The organism is Streptomyces sp. NPDC088246, assembly GCF_044741025.1.
Classification (GTDB): Bacteria; Actinomycetota; Actinomycetes; order Streptomycetales; family Streptomycetaceae; genus Streptomyces.
Map to the genome: position 1 here is coordinate 55,143 of NZ_JBIURV010000021.1, position 22,942 is coordinate 78,084.

At 69.5% G+C, this 22,942-nt stretch carries 17 protein-coding genes and 4 pseudogenes; 12 read left to right on the forward strand and 9 right to left on the reverse strand.

The window, feature by feature from the left end:
* Positions 1 to 119: 119 nt before the first annotated feature.
* Genes ACIPEK_RS26915 through ACIPEK_RS26930 form a run of 4 tightly spaced genes read left to right on the forward strand, consistent with a single transcriptional unit; the run spans position 120 to position 8,435 of the window.
* Positions 120 to 1,655 (forward strand): TIGR02677 family protein, encoded by a 1,536-nt coding sequence (locus tag ACIPEK_RS26915; protein WP_402001125.1) that lies wholly within the window; start codon positions 120 to 122, stop codon positions 1,653 to 1,655.
* Complete coding sequence (locus ACIPEK_RS26920) at positions 1,652 to 3,019, forward strand: TIGR02678 family protein (RefSeq protein WP_402000885.1); 1,368 nt, start codon at positions 1,652 to 1,654, stop codon at positions 3,017 to 3,019. The genes ACIPEK_RS26915 and ACIPEK_RS26920 overlap by 4 nt, the downstream gene beginning before the upstream one ends.
* Positions 3,016 to 7,176 (forward strand): TIGR02680 family protein, encoded by a 4,161-nt coding sequence (locus ACIPEK_RS26925; protein ID WP_402000888.1) that lies wholly within the window; start codon positions 3,016 to 3,018, stop codon positions 7,174 to 7,176. Before ACIPEK_RS26920 ends, ACIPEK_RS26925 begins: the two co-directional genes overlap by 4 nt.
* Positions 7,173 to 8,435 carry a TIGR02679 family protein gene (locus ACIPEK_RS26930; RefSeq protein WP_402000891.1) on the forward strand — a complete coding sequence of 421 codons (1,263 nt, stop codon included), beginning with the start codon at positions 7,173 to 7,175 and terminating at the stop codon, positions 8,433 to 8,435. Before ACIPEK_RS26925 ends, ACIPEK_RS26930 begins: the two co-directional genes overlap by 4 nt.
* A gap of 231 nt (positions 8,436 to 8,666) precedes the next feature.
* Here the strand turns inward: ACIPEK_RS26930 and ACIPEK_RS26935 are convergent.
* From ACIPEK_RS26935 to ACIPEK_RS26945, 3 genes and pseudogenes are all read right to left on the reverse strand, one after another.
* A pseudogene (locus tag ACIPEK_RS26935) lies at positions 8,667 to 9,296 on the reverse strand (glycoside hydrolase family 3 N-terminal domain-containing protein); the annotation flags it as partial.
* Between the two features lie 302 nt (positions 9,297 to 9,598).
* Positions 9,599 to 9,830 (reverse strand): annotated as a pseudogene (locus ACIPEK_RS26940) (ABC transporter permease); the annotation flags it as partial.
* Positions 9,831 to 10,906: 1,076 nt separating this feature from the next.
* On the reverse strand, positions 10,907 to 11,050 hold the full coding sequence (locus ACIPEK_RS26945; protein ID WP_402000894.1) for a hypothetical protein: 144 nt from the start codon (positions 11,048 to 11,050) through the stop codon (positions 10,907 to 10,909).
* A gap of 402 nt (positions 11,051 to 11,452) precedes the next feature.
* Between ACIPEK_RS26945 and ACIPEK_RS26950 the strand changes: the two genes are divergently transcribed.
* The gene (locus tag ACIPEK_RS26950; protein ID WP_402000897.1) at positions 11,453 to 11,731 is read left to right on the forward strand and encodes a hypothetical protein; all 279 of its coding nucleotides are present in this window, start codon (positions 11,453 to 11,455) and stop codon (positions 11,729 to 11,731) included.
* Positions 11,732 to 11,893: 162 nt separating this feature from the next.
* Here the strand turns inward: ACIPEK_RS26950 and ACIPEK_RS26955 are convergent, their stop codons facing one another.
* Entirely contained in the window at positions 11,894 to 12,052 is a 159-nt protein-coding gene (locus ACIPEK_RS26955) for a hypothetical protein (RefSeq protein ID WP_383071961.1), read from the reverse strand.
* 60 nt (positions 12,053 to 12,112) lie between these two features.
* Positions 12,113 to 12,532 (reverse strand): hypothetical protein, encoded by a 420-nt coding sequence (locus tag ACIPEK_RS26960; protein ID WP_402000900.1) that lies wholly within the window; start codon positions 12,530 to 12,532, stop codon positions 12,113 to 12,115.
* A gap of 521 nt (positions 12,533 to 13,053) precedes the next feature.
* On the opposite strand from ACIPEK_RS26960, the gene ACIPEK_RS26965 reads away from it, so the two are divergent.
* The 3 genes and pseudogenes from ACIPEK_RS26965 to ACIPEK_RS26975 all read left to right on the forward strand — a co-directional run.
* Positions 13,054 to 13,140 (forward strand): MerR family transcriptional regulator, encoded by an 87-nt coding sequence (locus ACIPEK_RS26965; RefSeq protein ID WP_402001128.1) that lies wholly within the window; start codon positions 13,054 to 13,056, stop codon positions 13,138 to 13,140.
* Positions 13,141 to 13,213: 73 nt separating this feature from the next.
* Entirely contained in the window at positions 13,214 to 13,522 is a 309-nt protein-coding gene (locus ACIPEK_RS26970) for a transposase (RefSeq protein ID WP_402000903.1), read from the forward strand.
* 125 nt (positions 13,523 to 13,647) lie between these two features.
* Positions 13,648 to 14,030: pseudogene (locus ACIPEK_RS26975) on the forward strand (group II intron reverse transcriptase/maturase); the annotation flags it as partial.
* A 267-nt stretch (positions 14,031 to 14,297) separates the two neighbouring features.
* Here ACIPEK_RS26975 and ACIPEK_RS26980 read toward each other — a convergent pair.
* Positions 14,298 to 16,052, reverse strand: a complete 1,755-nt coding sequence (locus tag ACIPEK_RS26980) for an NlpC/P60 family protein (RefSeq protein WP_402000906.1) — start codon at positions 16,050 to 16,052, stop codon at positions 14,298 to 14,300.
* Between the two features lie 97 nt (positions 16,053 to 16,149).
* Here ACIPEK_RS26980 and ACIPEK_RS26985 point away from each other — a divergent pair, with 97 nt between their 5' ends.
* Together ACIPEK_RS26985 and ACIPEK_RS26990 are read left to right on the forward strand one after the other, a co-directional pair.
* Positions 16,150 to 17,361, forward strand: a complete 1,212-nt coding sequence (locus tag ACIPEK_RS26985) for an IS4 family transposase (RefSeq protein WP_402000909.1) — start codon at positions 16,150 to 16,152, stop codon at positions 17,359 to 17,361.
* Between the two features lie 766 nt (positions 17,362 to 18,127).
* Positions 18,128 to 18,247 (forward strand): annotated as a pseudogene (locus tag ACIPEK_RS26990) (IS3 family transposase); the annotation flags it as partial.
* 14 nt (positions 18,248 to 18,261) lie between these two features.
* Here the strand turns inward: ACIPEK_RS26990 and ACIPEK_RS26995 are convergent.
* The gene (locus tag ACIPEK_RS26995) at positions 18,262 to 18,630 is read right to left on the reverse strand and encodes a hypothetical protein (protein WP_402000912.1); all 369 of its coding nucleotides are present in this window, start codon (positions 18,628 to 18,630) and stop codon (positions 18,262 to 18,264) included.
* A gap of 1,490 nt (positions 18,631 to 20,120) precedes the next feature.
* On the opposite strand from ACIPEK_RS26995, the gene ACIPEK_RS27000 reads away from it, so the two are divergent.
* Positions 20,121 to 20,357, forward strand: coding sequence for a CBS domain-containing protein (locus tag ACIPEK_RS27000; RefSeq protein WP_402000915.1), 237 nt, complete (start codon positions 20,121 to 20,123; stop codon positions 20,355 to 20,357).
* A gap of 61 nt (positions 20,358 to 20,418) precedes the next feature.
* Entirely contained in the window at positions 20,419 to 20,826 is a 408-nt protein-coding gene (locus tag ACIPEK_RS27005; RefSeq protein ID WP_402000918.1) for a DUF2795 domain-containing protein, read from the forward strand.
* 455 nt (positions 20,827 to 21,281) lie between these two features.
* Here ACIPEK_RS27005 and ACIPEK_RS27010 read toward each other — a convergent pair whose 3' ends face one another.
* Together ACIPEK_RS27010 and ACIPEK_RS27015 are read right to left on the reverse strand one after the other, a co-directional pair.
* Positions 21,282 to 21,728, reverse strand: coding sequence for a Crp/Fnr family transcriptional regulator (locus tag ACIPEK_RS27010; protein ID WP_402000921.1), 447 nt, complete (start codon positions 21,726 to 21,728; stop codon positions 21,282 to 21,284).
* A gap of 474 nt (positions 21,729 to 22,202) precedes the next feature.
* Positions 22,203 to 22,325 carry a hypothetical protein gene (locus ACIPEK_RS27015; RefSeq protein WP_402000924.1) on the reverse strand — a complete coding sequence of 41 codons (123 nt, stop codon included), beginning with the start codon at positions 22,323 to 22,325 and terminating at the stop codon, positions 22,203 to 22,205.
* Between the last annotated feature and the right edge of the window lie 617 nt (positions 22,326 to 22,942).

The following is a 22,942-nucleotide window of genomic DNA, read 5'->3' on the forward strand; positions in this document are numbered from 1 at the left end:
CTGGGAAGAGGGAAAGCGACTTGTCCCTTGAAAGTCAGTGCCGCCCTCTACGGTGGAGAACCGAATGCCTACGCGGTGGCAGGGGAGAGGGGAGAGGTGTGCGCAGGGTTCCGCCGGAGATGTTCCGTTTCACCACGGGGGAGAGGTCCGACCTCTACGGTGCCGTGCTGGACGCCTTCGGCGCGGCCGGCGAGCACCTGGAGACGGCGCTGGGGCTCGACGACGTGCGCGGGCGGCTGCGGACGGTGGGGTGGCTGGCCGCGGTCGAGGACGAGGAACTGCACGACGTACTGAAGAAGCTCGTGGAGTGGAAGCTCCTGGACCGGGTCCACAACCATGCCGAGAACTACCGCACGGCCGAGGAGTACGAGCGGCGCAACCTGCACTACTCGCTGACCCGCCGGGGCGAGGCCGCGCTGGCCGGAGTGCGGCACGCGCTGGAGGTGCTCGCCTCGACAGGGGCGCTCCAGACGGCCGTACTGGAGGCGATTGCCGACCGGCTCGACGAGCTGTGCCTGCTTTCCGCTGAACCTGTCTCGGCCGATCGCCGGATCTTCACGACGCTGCGCGAGCTGGAAGGGCACCTGGAGGCTCTGGTGGAGAACACCAAGGCGTTCAACGCCGAGCTGCAGCGGCTGCTGCGCGCCGAGGGCGCCGATCTGGAGGTCTTCCGGGAGGTGAAGGCCGCCACCGTCGCGTATCTCCAGGAGTTCCTGGTCAACCTGGACCGGCGCGGGCAGGCCGTCGCAGCCGCCGTCGTCCGGGTGGAGGATCGCGGTGTCTTCCTCCTGCGCGAGCGGGCCCTGCGCGGCGCCGAGCTGCCACCGGTGGCCGGCGAGGACCCCGCGCCCGGCTGGCTGGAGAGCCGGCGGGCCCGCTGGGCCGGTCTGCGGGCGTGGTTCCTGCCGGACGACGCGGCCCGTCCTCGCATCGAGCAGCTGCACGACATCGCCCGTCGGGCCATCCTCTCCCTCCTGCAGGTCCTGGAGCGGATCAACGAGTCGCGGCGCCGCTCCTCCAGCGCTGTACAGGACTTCCGCGAGCTGGCGCGCTGGTTCGCCGCCGCCCCCGGAGAGGAGGACCTGCACCGGCTGTGGGCGGCAGCCTTCGGCCTGGGCTCGGCGCGCCACGCCCATCTCGCCCACTTTGACCCGGAACTGATTCCCCCGGCGCTGTCGTGGTCCCAAGCGCCGCCGGTCGAGGTGTCGGCGCTGCTGCGCACCAGTGGACGGACCGAGCGGTTCACCCGTACGGCCAAGGTGCGGGACGTTGCCGCTGTCAAGGCGGCGCGGGCCGAGCGGGCCCGTGCCCAACGGGCGGAGCTCGCGCTGGCCTGGCGGGACCTGGCGACAGACGGGCCCGTGCGGCTGTCCTCCTTCGGTGAACTGGATCCAGCGGTCTTCGAGCGGCTGCTTGAGCTGCTGGGCCGTGCCCTGTCCGTCGGCCCGGACACCACCGGGCTGCGGCGCGCGACCACCGGGGACGGCCGGGTGGAGATCACGCTCTCCCCGCCGCCCGACCACCGCACCGCCGTGCTGCGTACCGCGAAGGGCGTGCTGGCCGGGCCGGACTACGTCGTCCGTATCACGGCGGCGGACGGGGCCGGGGCATTCCCGGCCCCACGGAGCTCCGTGCGAGGGGAGGTGGCGGGATGAGTACGCTCGCCAACCAACTGGCGGCCGCCGAAAGGGAGGAGGTGGCCCGGGGCATCCGACTGCTGCTCGCCCGTCCGCTGCTCACCGAGGCGGCCGACCCGACGGGCTTCGAGCTCGTGCGCCGCCGCCGCGAGCCGCTGGCCAAATGGTTCGACTACACCTGCGGCTGGAACCTGGTGGTGGAGCCCAGGCGCGGATACGCACGCCTTGCCAAGATCCGAGCCCGCGCCGACGCCTCCCGTCCCGCCCGCAGGTCGCGTTCCGGCCGGGCTCCGTTCGACCGTCGGCGTTACGTCCTGCTGTGCGTGGTCGCGGCTGAGCTGCTGTCCATGCCGATGACGACCATTGGACTGCTCGCCGACCGTGTCGTCCAGGCCACGGCGGCCGATCAGGCACTGCCCGGGTTCGACCCGGTGCACCGGCCGGAGCGGATGGCATTCGTGGACGTCCTCAAATTGCTGGAGTCGTACGGCGTGCTTCGCGCGGTGGACGGTGCCACGGAGGCGTACGTCGAGTCGGCCGAGGCCAAGGTCCTCTACGGCGTGGACACCACCCTGCTGATGCGGCTGCCCGTCGCGCCCGTCGGCGCCTCTGGACTGGCCGTACCGCCGGACGAGGTGCCCGCCCGCTTCGAGGACCTCCTCACCGGCATCGTGCGGGAGCGGCGCTACGGCGGCGCGTCCGAGCCGGTCGGCGCGGCCGGTGGCGGGACGATCGAGGAGAAGGCGCCGAGCGCGACCGCCGCCACGGAACCCCAGCGCAATCTGTGGCTGCGCCACTCGGTGCTGCGCCGCCTGTTCGACGACCCCGTCGTGTACCGCGCGGACCTCACCGAGGACGAACTGGCCTACGTCACCTCCCTGACCGGCCGCCAGATCCTGCGCCGGTCGGTCGAACAGGCCGGTTTCTTCCTGGAGGAACGCGTCGAAGGTTTCCTGCTCGTCGACCCGGACGCGATCGCGACCGACGTCCGCTTCCCCGACGACACCTCCACCGCCCGGGTTGCCGCACTGCTCCTGCTCGAACCGGTCTGTGCCGCGCCCGCCGGGCTGTTCCCCGAACAACTCGCCGAGGCCGGCGCGGACCTGCTGCGCCGCTTCCCCCGCTGGGCGAAGGCGTACCAGTCCCAGGACGGCGCGGCCCGACTGGCCGACGACGCCGTGCGCGTACTGCGGGACACCGGGCTGATCCACCAGGTCGGGGGCCGCGTCGTCGCACGCCCGGCCGCTCACCGCTACCGCGTCGCCGAGGCCACGAGCGCGGACGCGGGCACGAGAGCAGGACAGAGGAAGAGCGTGAAACGGCGCGACGTGACGGACACCGCGGTCCCGCACGGCGGTCCGCACGAAGGAGACGAGCAGTGAGCGTGACAGAGCTTCCCGCGCCGCGACGCCACGAGCGTGCCGCACCCGCGGAGTCGGCGGAGGCGGCCGGCCCGGACGCACAAGCGCGACGGAGCCGCTGGCAGCCACACCGCGCCGGCATTCTCAACGTCTGGCGGTACTACGACGAAACCTTCACCTTCCACCAGGGCCGCCTGCTGCTGCGCGGCCAGAACGGCTCGGGCAAGTCCAAGGCCCTGGAACTCCTGCTGCCCTTCCTCTTCGACGCCAGCCTGCGCCCCAACCGCCTCTCCACGTTCGGCGGCTCGGAACGCACCATGCACTGGAACCTGCTGGGCGAGGGCGCCTCCGGCAAGACCCGGGTCGGATACGTGTGGCTGGAGTTCCGCCGTACCGGTGACGACGGCGAGGACCGCTGGTTCGGCTGCGGGGCGCGTCTGCAGGCGAGTGTCCACACCAGCGGCGTGCACACCGCCTACTTCACCACCGGCTCCCGGATCGCCCGCCCCGGCGGCCTGTCCCTCGTCAACGAGGCCGGACAGCCCCTGACCCGCGCCGCCCTCGCGGAGGCCCTGCGCGACCATGGTGACGTCCACGCCTCGGCCGCCGACTACCGCACAGCAGTCCGGCGCGAACTCTTCGCCGGCATGGGGGAACAGCGCTACGAATCACTCCTGTCCGCCCTTCTTCAGCTGCGCCAGCCCAAACTGTCCGAACGGCTCGACCCCTCCCTGCTCTCCACTCTTCTCTCCCGCGCCCTGCCCCCACTGGGCGAGGGCGAGATCGCCGAACTTGCCGAGGGCTTCGAGCGGCTGGACCGCCAGCGCGAGCACCTCAAGCGGCTCGACGACGAGGTGGCGGCGGCCGAGACCGTCGCGTCCCGGCAACGCGGTTACGCGCGCCGGGTCCTGCGCGCCGCCTCGGCCACGCTGATCTCGGCCACCACGGAGATGGACAACCTCACCCGCATCGCCCGTCTCAGCGCCGAGGAACACGCCAAGGCCCAGGAGGAGCGGGAAGTGGCCGAAGTGCGGCGCGAGGAGCAGGCCAGGCGCGCGCACGCCCTGGAGGAGACCATCGAGGGCCTGCGCGACAGTGACGCGTACCGGCACGGCGAGGAGCTCGACCGGCTCCGCCGCCGTGTCGAGGAGACGGCGGCCGACGCCCGACGGCAGCGCGCCACCGCCCGCACCGGACGGAACCGGGCGGAGGAGGACCGACGGCGTGCCGACGAGGCCGCGGGCCATGCCCATGCGCTCGACGAGCACGCCCGCGAAGCCGCCGAGGGGGCGCACAGGTCGGCACGGGCAGCGGGTCTGGAGTCCGTCCACCACGAAGCGAACGCGCTGCTCGACGCCGTACGCCCGCCGTCTGGTACGGCAGTTCCCAGAACGGGCACCGGCCCGTCCCAGGCCCTGCCCGCTTCCGGCGAAACGGGCGAGAACCGGGCCCGGCAGGCGCGCCGGCTGCTGCGGGGCGCGGTCACAGCCCGGCGGCAGCAGGTCGATCTCGTCATGGAGGCGATGGGCGGGCACGACCGGGCGGTCCGGGACCGGGTCGCCGCCGAGGAAGCGCTCGAACAGACCCGCGCCCGCCTCGCGGAGGCCATCGCAGGGCGCGACGAAGCGGTCCACGCCTGGGACGACGCCCTCTCCGTACAGGCGGGGCGGCTGCGCGTCTGGGCCGAGGGGTGCACGGAACTCCGGATCGCCGACCCGGAGGAGCTGTCGGCCCGCGCGGCGTCCGAGACGGAGGTGGCAGCTCTGGTGGAAGCCGGCGCGCGCCCGGTGGAGCAGGAGATCGCGGAACACGAGGCCACCGGCCGAGCCGCGCGACGAAACTTGCTGAACGAGCGCGACGGGCTGGCGAGGGAAACGGAACGGCTGCGTCAGGAGACCGACCTCCCGCCCTCGGCGCCGTTCACCCGCACCGCGGACCGCGCCGTGATGGCGGGCGCGCCGCTGTACCGGCTGGTCGCCTTCCGCGAGGACGTGCCGCTCGCCGTGCAGGCCGCAGTGGAGGCGGCGCTGGAGGCGTCGGGCCTGCTGGACGCCTGGGTCGGCCCGGACGGCGGACTCACGATGCCCGGCCACGACACCCGCGTCGAGGCCGCGCTGGCCCTGCCTGCCCCGGGGCCGAGCCTGCTGGAGGTACTGCGGCCCGAAGAAGGCATCCCGGTCCCGGCGGAGACGGTCACCCGCCTGCTCGCCGGCGTCGCCTACGGTGCGTGGCTTCCCGGCCGGCATCCGGCCGCCGTGTCCGCCGACGGTGCCTGGCGCCTCGCGTTCGCCACGGGTACCTGGAGCAAGCCGGAGCCCGCCCACATCGGCGCCCTCGCCCGGCAGCGCGCACGACACCGCCGGATCGGCGAACTGACCGACCGGATCGCCGGAACGCACGCCTCCCTCGCCGCCCTCGACGACCGGCTGCGCGCCCTCGCGGCCCGACGCGACCGGCTGGACGATGAGCGGGCGGCCCGCCCCGACCATCGCGAGCTCGATCAACGGCGCCGCGCCTGGGACCGCGCCGAGGACCAGGTGGCGGCCCGGGACGACGCCGTACGCGACGCGGCCGAGCGCCTGGAGCGGACCGAGACCGAGGTCGCGGCCGCGTTGCGCGTGCTCAGCCGCCGGGCGGCTGAGCACGGCCTGCCCACGGACAGCGGCCGACTGCGCGAACTGTCCCGCGCCATCGACACGTTCCGGGACACCGCCGATCTCTGGGTGGACGCCCGGCTGGGCGCGATGGCGGTCGCCGACCGGGCGCGTCAGCTCGCGGCGCAGGCGGACCGCTCGTACCGGGACGCCGAGGAGCAGAACACGGCCGCGACCGCCGCCGAGACCGAGGCCGAGGGGGTGAGGGTACGCCTGGAGGCGGTGGAGGCCACCGTCGGTGAGGACTACCGGCAGGTGGTCGCGCGCGTCGCTGAGGCACGGTCCGCACTGCACCGGTGCCGTGACGAGGCCGAGCGGACGGGCGAACTCCTGCTCCGTCTGGAGGGGCGTATCGGAGAACTGCGGGCCGTCAGCGAACGCGACGCCGAGGGGCGGGAGCATGCGGTCGACGCCCGGGACGGTGCGGCGCGCCGGTTCCGGCATCTGTGCCTGACCGGGCTTGCCGAGGACGCCGGCATCGTTCTGGAGCTCGGTGCCGAGGGCGGTGCGAAGGCCATACTGGAGGCGGCCCGTGCGGCCGCGGCCACCTGGTCCGGTGTTCCGCACGCACCGCGCAACCTGGGCGACGCCGCCACCCGTCTCTCCGAAGCGGTCCACGAGGCCCGTCGGCACCTCGGAGCCCGGGCCGACCTCGACCTGGAGCCGGACGAAGACATCCAGCTCTTCACCGCCACCCTGGACGGCGTACGCGTCGGGGCGACGGGCCTGTTCAGCGAGCTGACGCAGGAGCGGGACCGCAGCCGGGACGACATCACCGGCGCCGAGCGCCGCCTGTTCGACCAGATCCTCACCGGTGACATCCGCCGCCACCTTGCCGCCCGGATCCGCCAGGCCGGTGAACTCGTCGACCGTATGAACGGCCACTTGGAACGCGTCCGTACCGCCTCCCGCGTCGCCGTCCAGCTCGTGTGGCAGATCCGCCCGGATCTCCCCGAGGGCACCCGCACCGCCCGCGAGCTGCTACTCAAGGATCCGGGCCGGGTCACCGACACCGACCGGGAGGCCCTGCACGCCTTCTTCCGCGCGCGGATCGAGGAGGCCAAGAGCAGCGACACGGCCGCGAGCTGGGAGGAACAACTCGGCGAGGTGCTCGACTACACCGCCTGGCACCAGTTCACCGTCCGCCTGGACCGTGCGAACGGGGCCGGCTGGCAGCCGCTGACCAAGAAGCTGCACGGTGCGCTGTCCGGCGGCGAGAAGGCCATCGCCCTGCATCTGCCGCTGTTCGCCGCGGTCTCGGCCCACTATGAAGCCGTGCCCCAGGCGCCCCGGCCGATCCTGCTGGACGAGGTCTTCGTTGGCGTCGACACCGTCAACCGCGGCCAGGTCTTCGCGCTGCTCACCGCTCTCGACCTGGACCTCATGCTCACTTCCGACCACGAGTGGTGCACCTACGGAGAGCTACCCGGCATCGCCGTCCACCAACTTCTCACCGGCACGGACGACGACGCCGTCACCAGCGCCCGCTTCGTGTGGAACGGCATCGACCTGGAGGCGGAATGACACGTACGGGACCGACCCCGGGGGAGCGCACCCTGCGCCGCCCCGAGCTGCGCCCCCTGTGGCAGACGGTCCACGACCGCCTCTCCTCCGGCCGGCCCGTCACCCGCGTGCGCCTCGGACCGCTCGACGACGCCCAGCGTGAAGCTCTCGCCGACCTCCTCGGTCTGGGCCGCCTGCCGGATGTCCGGCCCTCCGTCGCCCTGGCCCGCCTGGAGGTGGCAGTCACCGAGCTCTGCGGCCGTACGGTACGCGAAACCGTCACCGACCTGGTGGGTCCGCTGGCCGACCGCGCGACCGAGCGGCGCCGTCAGGAAGACGAACGAGCCGGACTCTGGGCCTGGCTGGATGCCCACGACATCGTGCGGGCCCAGCCCGCGCTCGCCGACTGGGCCGCCTCCTGCCGGGCCGCCGGACTGGTTGGCGGCTCACCGGGACGCACACGCGCCTTGCTCACCGACACGCTTGCGGTACTGGCGGCGCTTCCCGCCCACGCGGAGCCGCTGCCGGTCTTCGCCGCACGGGTGGTGAGAGGTGATTCCCACGCGCTCGACGACGGCACCCGCCTGTCCTCCCTCGTCCTGCGCGCCCTGGCGGCCCTCCATGACACCGACCCGCCGCAGTCCGCCGCGGACCGGCGCGCCGGGTGGACCCGGGCGGGCGTTGCCGACGACGAACTGTCCGCCACCGTGCTCACCGCCGGACTGCTACCGGGCGGCGACGGGCCGCTCGCCCGAGTGGCACGCGTGTGCGCCGAGGCCGGTCAGGCCGCCAGTCTGACCCTGGCCCAGGTACGCGCCCCGGGCGGGCTCACGCTCGGCACCCGGCCCGCCGCCGTCGTCCACGTCGTGGAGAACCCCAGCGTCATGGCCCTCGCGCTGCGGCGGTTCGGACCGTCTTGCCCGCCCCTCGTCTGCACGTCCGGCTGGCCCAACAGCGCGGCCATCCATCTTCTCCGCCTGTTCGCGGACCACGGTGCGATCCTCCGCTACCACGGCGACTTCGACGGTGAGGGCATCCGCATCGCCGCCTATGTGCTCGACAAGACACCGGCCCAACCGTGGCGCATGACAGCGGCGGACTACCGCGCCGCCGTCGCCCGCCTGACTGGAGGACCTCCACCCGGCCGCCTCACCGAGGCGCCCTGGGATCCGGAGCTGACCGTGGCCATGGCCGGCCACGGCATCACCGTTGTCGAGGAACTGGTTGCGGACGTTCTTCTGGATGACCTGGAGGATGTCGGTCGTGCGGACATGGCCTGAGGGAAATGACCGCGAGCCGCGGATGTCATTGCCGGTGATGGTGTTGAGGTCGGTGCAGACGACCCCGTCGAAGCCGTACCGGCCGCGCAGCAGGCCGGTGATGACGTCCCGGTTGAAATTGGCGCCGTCCTCGGACAGGCCCGTCCCCGAGGGGATCGCGTACGCGGGCCTGATCTGCGCCGTTCCGGCCTCGAAGGGGCGCAGGTGGTGCTCGAACGAGCCGCCGGGGAAGTGCTTGGTCATGCAGGCGATGCTGTCCGGCCCGATCCGCTCCCCCTGGAGTCCTCGGATGTAGGCGGCGATCATCCGGCACGCGCGGTCGGCGTCCTTGCCGAAGGTGCCGCTGATACGGGCCCATCGCGGTTCGGTGGCGAGGTCGGCCATTGGGTGGATGGCGACCCGAATCCCGACGGCGCGCAGTTCCCGGCCGATCAGGGCGGCGTACTCCTCGACCAGCGCGGGATCGTCGGTCGCCGCGAGGCCGATCGGCTCGGGGCCCGCGCTGAAGCCGCCGCCGATGTGCGCGGTGGCGGGGTTGGCGGTGAAGCCGTGCCGGGGGTCGGAGGAGAGGGTGACGGGGATGCCGAGACGTTCGGCTGTGGCGAGGTCCTGGACGTGGTTGTTCCACTTGGCCATCGTGCGGGCGTCGGGGACGGCCATCATGGCGAAGGCGGTGAGGCCCCGTTCGATGATCGGTTCGGCGTCGGACAGGACCGTGGCACCGGACAGGGCCGGACGGGCGTTCCCGGCGAGCATCCGCCCGTGGCACATCAGGGCGGCCTTCTCGGCGAGGGTCATCCGGCTCACCAGGTCCTCGACACGCTCCTCGACCGGCAGCCGGGGGTCCTCGTAGGGCTCCATGGCGCCGTTGTGGTTGAGGTCGCGGAACGGTGTGCCGTCGTGGTGGCGGGGTGGCGCAGCGTCAACATACCCGTTGGGTTTGCCCGGTCTCTCGGGGGCGGTTTCAGGCGGCCCCTTCGACGCCGCACCATCAGGGGGCGCGCTCGGGCCGGAGAGCGCTCTTGTCCCGGCGCCGGCGTCGATGAGAAACGGGGCGTGGCGGACTGGCCGGCACGGGACGTTCGGCAGGAGGAGACAGGAGAGGTCAGCAGTCCCGCGATGACGGCGAGGTGGCGATTGAGCCAGTTGACGAAGGGCATTTGGACCAGATCCTCCGTCCCGGACCTGCGGATGGAGAAGGGAGAACCGCGGCCATCAGGATGAACGAGAGTGCCGCGCGCCGTCGGATAGTCGGGGATCCGCAGGAACTGCGTCTGGATGGCGTTTTCGATCACGGGCGTCGGTGGAGCCGAGGAGTTCGGCGTTCACGTGGTCACTGCAGGCAGGGACGAACGCCGGCAACGTGCCGGAAACCACGCCCGGCACAGCGGAAGGAGGTCTCGCGGGAAGGTTGTACTGAGCAGGACCAGCAGCCGGAGGGTCCGCCTCGACCGGCGCACTGATCAACGCCGCACGATGAGCGGCACGTGGCCTGTCTTCTTATCCGATCAGACGGCCTACTGTTAAAGAATGAGCAAAGTTGAGCATGAGACCGGTCCCCAGGGGCTGCTTGTGTGTCCAGTTTGCAAGCACCCCGTGGCCCCCACCATCACGAGGCGGCACAAGACTCTTGGAGTCTTCGTGCCCGTGCGGGGCCCGGGCCCCTGCCACAACCCCGGCTGCCCCGAATACCTGGAGGAGCCGGAGCGCAGTAACCCCCAGGACCACTGTGATCAAGACATGACATCCCCGACGGGCGACGTTCGCGACCCTGGAGAGTGACTCGCGGTGAGCGTCCGAATCCCGGACTCGTCATGCCGATGACCAACCTGACCCCGGGCAGGCCAAGAGAACGCGGAAGACGCGGTGACGGACCACCGGTGATCGGCTACCTCGTCTGGGTCTTGCATTTCAGCGCCATCTCGGGGTATCGCCGCGGGAAGCCCCAAAGGGGCTATGGGGTGATCTTGAAGCCCTGACCGCCCAGCCCCTCACCCGTTCGGCTCAACGTCGTCGGTAGTGATGTTGGACTGTCGTCTGGCCCTGGGGCGGGATCGTGACCTCGATCGAGCGAACCGCCTGTCCGTGGTTCAAGCGGCTGATCACCGCGTATGAGCTGCATCTGTTCTTTCGCCGACCCGAGGTCGCCTGGAAGTGCGTGGGAGAACTCCTCGCCGCGCCAGGGTCCCGCCACTACGGAGAAGTCGTCCGTCTCCTGCGTGATCCGGCAGCGCTCGCCGAGCGGGACGGCACCGTGAGCGCATTCACCGAGCGGTACGGCCAGTTCATCACCGTTCATCGGACGAGGAAGGCTCTGATGCGTGATCTCAGAGCCAGGGGACCGGTCACCGCCGCCTCATCGCCCTTACCGCCGCGCCGGACTGAGACCGCCTGCCCCGGCATCCAGTTGCCGGGCGGACGGTTCAGGACATCGCGGTGCGCCCCACCAGCGGCACGCCACTCGCGCCATCTCACAACACCCGCTCCGCATCGAGCACGCGGCGCACCATCTCCCGTGCGAGCGCTACCCGCCGCCACTGCGCTTCCCCTGCCTCCGCCATGGTCTGCAGATCGAGGCGTTCCAAGTCGTGGCCGCCGTCGGTGTCCATCAGCACCGCTGATGGCGTGCGCGCACCCGCTGCCGCTGCCGATCGCCGCGCCGTCCAACCGGGCGAAGTCGGCCTGGTCGTCGCGGTCTCACTGAGCGCGCGCATCGCACGGGTCTGCCGCTCAACCGCCTCCGTGATGGCCGGGGCCGGCCGACGGCCGCATGCGCTATAGTTGATCTTGGAAGTTCGCCGCAACTCACGGCGAATGACGCTGCGTTGGTGGTCCAAGGAAAGACGCCCCGCTTCCTGCGGGGAAATGCAGGTGCAAGGCCTGCCCAGCGCTCGTTCACGAAGCCCTTCCCTCCACCGGGGGAGGGGCTTCGTCACGTTCCCGCATGCTCTGGAGAACTTCCGCGCGGCCTTTACCCACAAAGACCCCACGACAGCAACCGCGAGGCGCGCGGCACCGTGATCTACCAGGTCCGGCAGGTCGAGGCCCACCGCGCCCTCGGCGACATCAACGCTGCTCTCGACCTGGGGCACCAGGTCATCGACACGATCGGCGGTGTCGACTCCGCCCGCACCACCAGCGCACTCGAAGAACTCCGTGGACAGTCGCCGACCACCGGTACACCCCTGTCGTGGCCGACTTCCTCGCCTGCGCAGCCTGACCCCACCTGTCCGGTGCGCCGGGCCTGGGCCCGTACTCGGCTCGGCCGCCCGGACCGTCGGCGCCGATCTCCGTGATCAGCATCGCTCCCGTCTCACGTTCCTCGTCCGTCCAGCCGGGCACGTCTACGAGCAGAGCGTCTGGTCCGGCAATATCTTCGAACCACCCGACCAGACGCCATAACGCCCGGCACCCAGACCACCGGGCCACCCGGCCACCCGGCCAAGGATCTCAAACACTCACTGCTGTCCGGGGCCGAGGTCGTCGTGGTCGGCGCCATAGACCCGGCGCCGCATCAACTCGTTCATGCCCGTGTCCGGCAGAACAACCTCGGCCGCCCCCTGCGCGCACGGGCCGGACGCGGCGATGTTGCCGACGGTTCCGTTCGGTGCGGGCACCGGGGCAGGTGAGACCACCCCAGTGCCGACAGCCCACCTCTGCCGCGGTGGCAGCGCGTCTCAGCGGACCGTCACGTTGAAGACCGGCGAGGCCGTGGTGCCACTGACGATGCGCAGGTCGTTCTTGCCCCTCAGCCCGAGCTTGACGCCGAGCGAGTAGGAGCCGTCCCGCGAGATGCTCGTGGACGCAGGCAGGCTGACCCACTTGCCATGCTGCTTCTGCTGAAGGGTCACCTTGCTGCCAGCCTTGAGACCGGTGGTCTGGCCCGTGACCCGGAACAGCTGCCAGGCGCGGACGGAGGACACCGACGGCTTGGCCGTGATGCCGGCCTTGGCGGGCACGGCTTTCTGCGCGATGGCGACAGGGGTTGCGGTGTGTGCGGCCGGGGTTGCTGCCATCGCGGTGCCCATAAGGGCGAGGGAAGCCGCGCCGAGGACACCGACGACGGCGATGCGCAGGGAGTGCTGCTTTGAGACCATCACAGATCTGTCCCTTTCTATGGTGAGAACAGCCTTTCGCGCCAAAGGGCACCTACGTGTCGATTGGCGTAGTCACTAGAAACGACGGCACAGCGGAGGCAGGCGTTCATCGGGACTTTGTCGCTGTCTTGTAACAGCCGAGCGGGGCAGGGGGTGATGGCGCCTGGAAAAGCTCGGCGGCGAGGTGGCAGCGGTCGGTACTCCACGACCTCGTCACGCCGGCGCTGGGCGACCCAAGCGGCCCGCACATCGCAAACTTGAACATCGGTCAGAGCTCCCGGGCGGACCTCTGTGCGCGCTCGACGCGTGAGCGATGCGGCCCGCCGCTTGGTGTCGCGCACCGCGCGTCGGGTGTCCCTGTTGCAATCGGGGCAGGTGACGTAGGACGGTTGCCGCGGCGAGTTCTTCTTGCGTTTCTGGGCCTTGAGCTTGCGTTCGTCCACGATCGTCCGCAGCCGCTCGTCGTGGGGGCTGACATCTAGTGCCTGATTCTTGCCTACTCATGTGCAGAGTTTTGTGCGGTGATCAGCACGTATCGGATCGGCGAGTTCGCGCAGCGTGTTGGCCGCTCCGCTTCCACCATTCGCCGGTGGGAGCACGAGGGTTGAGGTTCCCCCGAGATGCGGGGAAAGGGGAAAGGTGACAGCAGGTCAGATGGGTCTCATGAGAGGAGCCCAGACGATGCCTGCCCCGAGGAAATATCCGCTGGAGCTGCGTGAGCGTGCGGTGCGGATGTACCGGACCGCCGAGCCGAAGCCCGTCATCCGCCGCATGGCCGAGGAACTCGGCATGCATCACGAGGCCCTGCGCAACTGGATCCGCCAGGCCGAGGCCGACGCCGGCGAGCGGGACGACCTGCTCACCACCGAGGAGAAGGACGAGCTCGCCCAGCTGCGGCGCGAGGTGCGGGAACTTCGCCGGGCGAACGAGGTCCTGCGGACAGCCTCGGCTTTTTTCGCCGCACAGCTCGACCCGACCCGGCCCAGGTGACCGCGCTCGTCGACGAGCACCCGCACCTGGGGGTCGAGCCCGTACTCCGGGAACTCCACATCCCCTCCTCCACCTACTACCGCTGGCGCCAGGCCGGCTACCACCTGCCCACCCGAGCACTGGAGATGCAGGCCAAGCTTCACCGTTGGACGGTGGCCGATCCCGGCCGCCGGTTCGATGACCTGTTCAACTTCGTGCACGATCCGGCGACGCTGTTGGTGGCGTTCGACCGGGTCGCGGGCAACCGGGGAGGCCAGGCTCCCGGCGTCGATGGCCTGACGGCCACCGACGTCGAGGAGTCCATGGGTGTTCCCGGGTTCCTGAACGACCTGCGGGCCGCCGTCAGGGACGGTTGTTCCGACCCCTGCCGGTGCGGGAACGCAGTATCCCCAAGCCGGGAGGTTCGGGGAAGGTCCGCAAGCTCGGGATTCCGACGATTGCGGACCGGGTCGTTCAGGCGGCGCTGAAGCTGGTGCCGGAACCGATTTTCGAGGCCGACTTCAAGCCGTTCGACGTCATCCGCGACGTGTAACCTCACCTCCAGAAACAGCGTCAGGTCACCACCAGCGCGGTGATCCTGGAAATCGACCGCAAGTTCCTCTATCGCGTCTTCGTCGGCGGGGCGTGACGCCGACGCTGAATGACGGCGGCGGCGGTGGCGGCGCACTGCAGAGCAATGATGCCTCAACAGCGGGTCCGGGGCTCTCGGGCTGCTCCATGACGAAGCCCCCGAGCCGGCCCCGGCCGTGGCAGACCGGCAACCGGAGCGGGTGAGTTACAGACGGTGCACGGTGTGCAGGGTCCTCGCGTAGGTTCCTGTACCGTCCAGGAGCGAATTGCCTCCCAGATCGGACATGGTGGGCCCATTGCCGGTCTTGCGGCTCGACAGGAATCGACGCCCACCGCCGGCGTCCCTGCCGAGGTAGATGCCGACGTGGTCGACCGTCACTGTCGCTTCATCGTCACCGGAGTCGGCATTGAACAGCACGAGGTCACCGGGCTGCAGCTGCACCGCGGCCGGTGGAGCGGTGCCGTCGGTCCGGTCGACAAGAACACCAGGCGCGTAGTCGGCCATGTCCCGGGACTTGCGTGGGATCCGGGTCCTGGAGGTGTCCTGGCCCGCGGCCATCGGTACACCGCAGTGGAAGCCGTAGACCATGCGTGTGTAACCCGAGCAGTCCAGGTTCCCGACCTGCTTGCTGGAGGGGCCTGTGTAAGTGCCGTCGGGGAAGGTCCAGCCCAGATTCATGTACTCGTGGAAGTCGGCGCCTTCGTACCGATATCCGTGCGGGTCCAGATAACCGTATCCCGCCTCGCCAAGCACCTGCTTGCCCTGGACCGGGCCCGCCCCGCCCGTCACCGCGGGCGCGCCCGCGAGGAACATCGCCGCATGCGCCAGCACATCCGGAGCGGTGGAACCCGCCCACCCACGGATGATCTGCTCCGTTGCCGGGGTCCACGTGCCGTCGAAGGGCTGGGGCAGTACACGCACCCAGTCCGTGTGCGTGACACTCACCGGCTCCTGCCACGTGGCGGCGTCCACCTGGAACCGGCTGACGGTGAGCCGGACCGGCAGGCTGGTACAACCGGAGTTGGCCAGCGCACGCAGACCCACCCTGCCCGTGGCGAAGGTGGAGTCAGTGACATCGACGGCCCACGGCGACGGCTCGTCGAGAGCAGAGCGCCAGGCCTTGACCCGGATACGGGCACCCTCACGGCGCACCCGGATCGTCCAGTCCGCTTCCGCCGGCACGCCGGTGGCGAGCGTGAGCGCCGCGGTCAGCTGGGTCACGGTGTCGGAGACTTCCTTCTCGACCCGCAGCTCAACGTTGCCGGAGGTGAGGAACGACAGTCGCGCCCGGTAGTTGTTGTGGGTGTCCTGGTATCCGAAGGACAGCGCGTATGAACAGGCCTGACCAGTGGGTACCTTGTCGAAACGGGCGACGGAGCGCACATCGACATCAGTGATCCGGTCGTCGCGCAGGCTGGCGTGGCGGCTTGAGTTGTCTGTGGTCAGAGCAATGATCCCGGCGCCGGGGGTTACGGAGTAGTCCGTTTCGGCGGGCCCGAGTGTGGACCAGCTGCCGCCCCCGGGCGAGGTGCCCCAGTACTGGCGCTGCGTCATCGGTATGGTCACATCGGGCAGGCTGCGCCGGAAGTCGTCGACGAACGGCTTCTTGTTCTCGGCGAACGTCCTTTGCGGGCCTGGCAGTACAACGGTTCGCGCTCCGTGGGTCAGCAGCGCGACACGCCGACCGCCGGATGTGACCTCGGTCCTGGCAGGGCTTCCCGTCAGCACGGTGGCGGTCAGTGGATCACTGAGTGTCACCTGGGTGAAGTAGGAGGCGTCCAAAGGCGCTAGGGTGACCGAGGAACGAGCCGTGGTCAGACCCGCCGAGGCCGCCAGGGGCGCGACAGCGGGCGACGTCTCGGCGGCGTGGGACGGACCGGCGGCAAGACCGGTGAACGGAACGGACGCAGCAGACGCTGCGAACGCAGCAAGCAGGCTGCGTCGGGATGTGTGAGACATGCCTACCATGATCGCTCTCTTTCCCGGGTATCCCTGTCCATCGCCCCCCGCTTAGCTCAATACCGTTCAGTTAAATGCTTCTGGGTTATCTTGGGGGATGCCGCGTTCTGGTTGGGTGAAGCCGTCTTCTGATGTCCGGTTGTCGGATTTGGTGTCTGTGGGGTTGCTGACGCGGGTGTTTCCCGCAGATGTGGTTGACGCGGCGATCAAGGAGGCAGGGCGTACTGAGCGGCGTCACCGGTCCTTGCCCGCGCGGGTGATGGCCTACTTCTCGATGGGGACGGCGCTGTATTCGGATGGCTCCTACGAGGATGTGTTCGCACAGCTCACGGATGGGCTGTCGTGGGCGTCGGGGTGGTCGGAGTCGTTCACGCCGCCCTCGAAGTCGGCGATCTTCCAGGCCAGGGCCCGCCTGGGGTTCGAGCCGGTGCGGGATCTCTTCGTGCGGGTCGCGCGTCCGCTGGCGGGGCCGGACACGCCGGGGGCGTGGCTGGCCGGGCGTCGTCTGGTGGCGATCGACGGGACGTGCCTGGACGTGGCAGACACGGCAGCCAACGCAGAATTCTTCGGGCGGCCCGCTTCCAGCAGGGGGGAGCGGTCCGCTTTTCCGCAGGCCCGCCTGGTGGCATTGGCGGAATGCGGCACCCATGCCGTCTTCGATGCTGCCACCGGCCCGTGCAGCGTGTCGGAGATCGAGTTGTCCCGGCAGCTCGTCGGCCGGCTGGAGCTGGGCCAACTGGTCCTGGCCGACCGGGGCTTCTACGGGTTCACTCTCTGGCAGCAGGCCGCCGCCACGGGCGCGGATCTGCTCTGGCGAGTGAAAACGAATCTGCGGCCCCGGCATCTGGAAACACTGGCCGATGGGTCCTGGCTGGCCCGGATCGTCCCGACGTCGGGCACGAACCGGACCACGACAGAGCCGCTCACAGTCAGAGTGATCGACTACACGGTCGATGACGGCCGGGACAACCCCGAGGAATACCGGCTGCTGACCACGATCCTCGACCCGGCCGAGGTCAGCGCCGAGGACCTCGCAGCCGTCTATGCCCAACGATGGGAGATCGAGACAGCCTTCGACGAACTGAAGACCCATCAACGCGGGCCCCGCACGGTACTGCGCTCCAAAGCCCCCGACCTTGTCCAGCAAGAAATCTGGGGACACCTGTGCTGCCACTACGCCATCCGTACCCTGATGGCTGACACCGCCGCGCACACCGGCCAGGACCCCGACAGAGTCTCCTTCGTCAAGGCCCTCCGCATCGCCCGCCGTTCAGTCGCGCAGGGCGCATTTTCCCCCTCCGGGCGCTGACACGGCCGACGCGGCATGGTGTCACGCCATCCGATGGCTCACCCAACACCTCAACCCACCCCGCCGAAAACGCTCACACCCGCGAGTCGTCAAACGCAAGGTCCTGAAATGGGCCGCGAAACGCTCCCACCGCACACACTGGCCCAGCCCAAACACAGCCCCCACATCGCCATCGCGCCCACTAACTGAACGGTATTGCGCTTGGCCTTGATCCACCGATCTGATGGCTGGTTCCGGTGATGCGGCTGGCCGAACGGTGTGGGCTGCCGGACCTGGTGACGCAGAAGGTGAAGCTGAGCGGGACGACGAACGGCGCGGGTGCGTCGGCGGACGTCAATGTCAGCAGCATCGTGCCCGGCATGCCGGCGGGCGCGGACAGTATCGACGACCTCCATATCCTGCGGGACGGCGCGATGCTGACCCTGTTCCAGGGGGTCCGTGCGCCGTCCACGCTGGGCACCTTCCTCCGTTCGTTCACCCACGGTCACGCACTCCAACTCCAGGCTGTCCACCGCAGGTTCCTCGGTCAACTGGCCGCGCACGCCTCGCTGCTTCCCGGCTCCGACGAGAAGGCGTTCATTGATGTCGACTCCACCCACAAGCGGGTCTACGGCCGGGCCAAGCAGGGCGCCGAGTACGGCCGGTTCAAGGGCATCCGCACCCTGCACCCCCTGCTCGCCACGATCTGCACCCCGCATTCCCGGCCGGTGATCGCCACAGTACGGATGCGCCGCGGCAAGGCAGCCGATTCCCGTGGGGCCCCGGCGGGATCTACGGCTCGCCCCGCGTGCACGCCGACCTCAAGCGCGAGGGCGTCCACGTCGGCCGGAAACGGGTCGAGCGGCTCATGCGCGAAGCCGGTATCGCCGGCATCAGCCCCCGCAAGACACCCGCTCGCCTTCATCCCAGCCGATCCCGTGGGACCAGCGGCAGCAGAGCTCGCATCGTCTCCTCGGGGTCGGGGACGGAGATCGCCAGTCGGCTGAACGGTGCACCCCGGCGCAGTTCCACACACAGCACTGGCCTGCCGACCCGTACCAACGCGAAGTCCTGTCCCTCCTGGAGATGCCGGATACCCGCGCACAGCCGTCCGGGAATCCAGGTGCCCCGACCGCACTCACCGCGAAGCGCACGCCACCAGTCGGGCTCGACATAGAGCCGGCGCAGCGCCGACGCCGGAACCCGCACATCGCGGTGGCGTGCCGCCGCCTTCTCCCGCCAGGACAGGCCAACGACGATATCGGTGCCCTCGACTACCACCCGCGCCATGTTCTCTCCCTCTTTGTGGTGCTGCGAGGTTGGCGCGGCCTGGTGCCTGGCGATCTTCAGACCCGTTCCAGGTCTGCACCGCGCCATCAGATCTTCCTCAGCACGACACGCTGAGACAGTCACCCGATGCCGATGCCGATGCCGATGCCGATGCCGATGCCGATGCCGATTCCTGAAGACTGACCCCGTAGGCATCCGGGTTGCGTTGCCGGGCTCAGTCATGCACGGCCATGACACGTCGATCGGGCGTCGAGGGCTTTCTTCAGCCTCCGACTGCTCCGGGACAGTAGATCCCACCTCAGGCATATCCGACGGCTCCCATCCCGTCGTCCGCAGGGCCGGCCAGGACACGAAGGCCCGCTACGGCCGCACGGGCCCGTGCGGCCGTGGAACCGACCTCATCCATCACACTCCCGCAGATTTTTCACCGCAGTGCCCTGCCGACGATGGAGTCCTCTCGCCGCGGACTTGTCCGGGACGGGGCGTCTCGCGTCGGTGGGTTCGGCTGCGCTGCTCGGCCGCGGGATGCTGGGTTTGATGTCCTTGCAAGCTCCGCCCCGTACGTCGTGTCCCATCGGATCTCTGCTACGACCTGCTGCTGCAGCCGCTGTCCTGGGTCTCGGCGGAGTCTGCAGCCTCCGGAGTATCTGCTGCGAAGTCCAGGCCATCGCCGCTGGACAGACGCGTTCGTTTGGGTTTCGATGGATATCTGCTGTACTTGATGAGCGGTCATGCGGCAGAGGGCGGCCGGGTCCCCGGTCACATGTCGGCGCGTGGGGTCCGGCCCGCCGGTGCGGGGGGCCACGGGCACGGATGCCGTCACGGCCGGCCGAGCCGGAGCCTCGTTGTGGATGTGCATGAGAGCGGCATCCCTCCGCAACGCGGCAGGGTTTCCGTCACCGGTCATGGCTCTCGTCCTTGCGTTGTGCGCCACCGAACTTCTGGATGAACGCCGGGACGAAGCTTTCAGGCCAGGCGCGTCCGGCTTGTGATCAGGATATCCGGAGTGACATAGCGCATATCTGCATGCTCGGGTGTCTGCCCACTTACCGCCCGCGCCGAAGCGGTTACCCATCGAATACCACCAGCCGCTCAGCGCGGAACAGCCGCGACCTGCCCCGGGATGGAATCGACAGTGATCCAGCCGAACCCCTCGCGCCGCCCTGCGACTTCTTCAGTGGTCAGGACCAGAGGGTGCCCGGCCGGCCATGAGCGCAGACGGGTTGTTTCGAGAGGCGACCGGAGTCTTTAGAGGGGAACCTGGAACCACGGGCGGCTGTGCTGGACCCGGGAACGGGAAGTGGGGTGGACTTGGCCGTACGGGTCGCACAGTTGGGTGGAATGGTGACTGCCGTCTGCTCGACCAGTTGCTCGCGCGGCGCAAACGATTCTGTCCTGCCCGCGGCTCACAGGATGGCGGAGCTGGGGGTCGGATGTCCATCTGTGGTCAGGACGAGCGCCTGAAGTGAGTGCTCACTGACCGTGACATCGTGACCAAGATTCTGGCGGCCGACAAGGATCCCGTGGCACCCACTGCTGGTGAAGTGGCTCAGGGCCAAGCCGTCACCATCGGCGCGGACGACGAGGCATGGGAGGTCCTGCGCACGATGAGTACCCACAAGGTGCGTCGGCTGCCCGTCGTCGACGGCCATACCCTGGTCGGCATGGTTGCCCAGGCAGACGTCGCCCGCGTCTTGCCCGACCCGGCCGTCGGGGGACTTGCTTGAAGCGCTGTCCAAGGACTGACCGGGCGGATGCACACCCGACCGGCAAGGAGGTGTCCCCACCATGGACCGAGGAAGCAGCCGTCTCAGCCCCCACGAGGACGATCAGCGCAAGCATACACTGCAGGGGCTCCTGCGGTCCGGCCACACCACCCGCGCAAACGAGGCGTACGACCCCGAGCCTCCCGCCGACGACGACGTGCGCGTTGACCCGGGCGGTCCCGTCCCCCCACCTGGTGAGGAACGAGAGCGAGCGCGCGCCGAGGCCGAGGCCGAGGAACTCAGAGCTGAACTCGCGCGTCGCCTGAGCCGCGCGGTCTTCCCTGCGGACCGTGCGTCCCTCTTGCGCACTCTTTCCGGCGCGTACGCTCCGGACGCGCTGATGGACGCGGTGCGAGAACTTCCCGTGGACGACCGGTACGCGAACGCTGGAGAGATCACAAGGGCACTGGGATACCGGCCACGTGTCTGAACCTCGCCGGGGCAGGCAGTGCTGTCGCGCACGGACGAAGCGCTCATGCGTACGCCGCCCAGCGCCGAGACGCCGGACTGGTCACCCAGGGACCTGAGCCGACTCTTGGCGGGGCAATTCATGCGAGGTATATGGATTGACTGACTGCGGTGTGGATCCCGGCTGCCGGGGCACCCCGGTTGCCCAAGGCAGGGCATGGGTGACGGCCCTGGCCTCGACCTGCTGGCGATCACCCACTTCTTCGAGGTCTACACGGGCCTGAAGCCCGGCAAGTTCGTCGAGGGAACCCCCTGGGAAAGCCGCGACAAGGCGTAAGCGGAGATCGCGGCATCACGGGAAGGCGCCCACAGCCCAGCTCTCGGCAGGTCCGTGTGAGCTGCGACGGTCTTCCGTGCTTCCTCGTCTGGAGGAGAGCCGTGAGCATCTGCAAACGGGCCTGCCCCTCAAGGACAGGCTCAGGCCCGCGCGGCGGCTTCGTAGAGATCGAGCAGCCGACCGCGCGTCGCGTGCAGCCGTCGGGTGAGCACCATGCCGACCCATTGACTGATCGCGAATCCGAACTCGGGGTCCGACCGACACAGCGCCCGGACCTCGGGGGCGTCGAATTCGTAGGCGCGGACGGGGCTCAATGTCTCGGCGCCCAGTTCCCACTCGAAGGGCGGGAAGAGCCAGGACAGTCCGACCAGCTCGCCCGGCATCAGCGTTTCAATCTCCGCGCGACGACGATGAGGAAGCTGCGCATCGAGGGTCACCGCCCCGGTCTTCAGGATCCAGAAGCGGTCGGCGATGGTGTGTTCCTCGAAGAGCCGCCGTGCCGCGGGGAACAAGACGTTGTCGGCAAGGCTCAGGAGATGGTCACGGTGTGTGGGCGGCAGAGACGTGATCTTGAGTGTGGTGGTCATCGGAGTACTCCTCCGAGGAGTGGCTCTGTGTGGAGAGCGGAATCCCCATGTCGCCCAGTGGATGCGCTCACTGCTGCAGTACACGACTCCGTGGGAGGCGACACACGAGAAAACGCCCGGAGCGCGTCGGCTTGTGCGGTCACAAGGTTCTGGCGACCTCTCGTAGAGGAGTTGTTCCCCGCCACGGCAGAAGTACGCGAAAGACCGGACCGTGACGCCCCACCTGAGCCGGGTGTGGCGACGTGCCGGCCAAGCGACCACGGCCCGAACCCTGACCATGAACGCGCGGAGCAGGTCGCTGGTTCGCTGAGCTGAACAGACTGCTTCTGGAGGTGGCCGGGGGGAACGAAGAGCAGATGGCCGGCGTTGCGCTGCTGATAACGGAAGCCGGGAGTGTACGGCCCCGATGCGCGGGCCGGCTATGAGCCGCACATAAGCAATCGGGAACGGTGGGACTGGCGAGGAGCGACTCCTTCAGCCATCGGGCAGGACCGAGCGGTGATCCGACGGCCGAGTAGCGATACTGCCTTCGGGGCCCTCGTTCTCCTGCTGGAGGGCGGAGGTCTTGTGCTGTCCGACAGCCCTGTGATCGAGCATGCGAACGATTGTGTCTCGCGGCTGAGCTGCTCCGTTTCTCGGAGCGAGTCCGCGCGCGGGACCACGCATCGCTACCCGCCGCCGACGGAAAGAAGAGGGAGAGCGCCCGGCCGTGCCTGCCGCACATCAGCCCTCCACCCCGGACTGGGGTGGTCGAGCAGGTCGTCGTGAAGGCCGCCGAGCGATCATCGGCGTTCACCGAGGCTTCTGCCGGCCGTCTGGCGCATGGGTCAAGGCCAACACTCGCGATCAGGCCGCGAACCTGCTCTCCGAGGACAGACAGCGTCCTGGCCTGCAGGCCATGCCGTTCGGATGCTGCGCTCGACCTGCTGTGGTGCGTTGTGTCTCCATATGCGATCACACCCGCCTTGCGTGAGGATCGGATTACGGGCGGTGGTCCGGTTGCGCCCCGACCCCTGTGCGGGGTCGGCACCCTTCCCCGGTGCTCCGGTCCGCTTCCCGGCCCACACCGCCGGGGGCCGGTCGCGCCGGCGGCGGAAGAAAGGAATCCAGGCACCCCGGAACTGCTCGGCATTCCCTCCGCTGTTCCGGACTGCCACGATCACCTCAAGTGGCGGCAGATGGTGCTGGGCAGGAAACAGGCCTGTGGCGTACTC

Bases quoted from the DNA above. Each gene is read 5' to 3' on its own strand.
- ACIPEK_RS26915 (WP_402001125.1), top strand. From the start codon at position 120: ATGTTCCGTTTCACCACGGGGGAGAGGTCCGACCTCTACGGTGCCGTG.
- ACIPEK_RS27015 (WP_402000924.1), bottom strand. From the start codon at position 22,325: ATGCTCGATCACAGGGCTGTCGGACAGCACAAGACCTCCGCCCTCCAG.
- ACIPEK_RS26980 (WP_402000906.1), bottom strand. From the start codon at position 16,052: ATGTCTCACACATCCCGACGCAGCCTGCTTGCTGCGTTCGCAGCGTCT.
- ACIPEK_RS26960 (WP_402000900.1), bottom strand. From the start codon at position 12,532: ATGGTCTCAAAGCAGCACTCCCTGCGCATCGCCGTCGTCGGTGTCCTC.
- ACIPEK_RS26920 (WP_402000885.1), top strand. From the start codon at position 1,652: ATGAGTACGCTCGCCAACCAACTGGCGGCCGCCGAAAGGGAGGAGGTG.
- ACIPEK_RS26995 (WP_402000912.1), bottom strand. From the start codon at position 18,630: ATGGCGCGGGTGGTAGTCGAGGGCACCGATATCGTCGTTGGCCTGTCC.
- ACIPEK_RS27005 (WP_402000918.1), top strand. From the start codon at position 20,419: ATGGACCGAGGAAGCAGCCGTCTCAGCCCCCACGAGGACGATCAGCGC.
- ACIPEK_RS26930 (WP_402000891.1), top strand. From the start codon at position 7,173: ATGACACGTACGGGACCGACCCCGGGGGAGCGCACCCTGCGCCGCCCC.
- ACIPEK_RS26985 (WP_402000909.1), top strand. From the start codon at position 16,150: ATGCCGCGTTCTGGTTGGGTGAAGCCGTCTTCTGATGTCCGGTTGTCG.
- ACIPEK_RS26970 (WP_402000903.1), top strand. From the start codon at position 13,214: ATGCCTGCCCCGAGGAAATATCCGCTGGAGCTGCGTGAGCGTGCGGTG.
- ACIPEK_RS27010 (WP_402000921.1), bottom strand. From the start codon at position 21,728: ATGACCACCACACTCAAGATCACGTCTCTGCCGCCCACACACCGTGAC.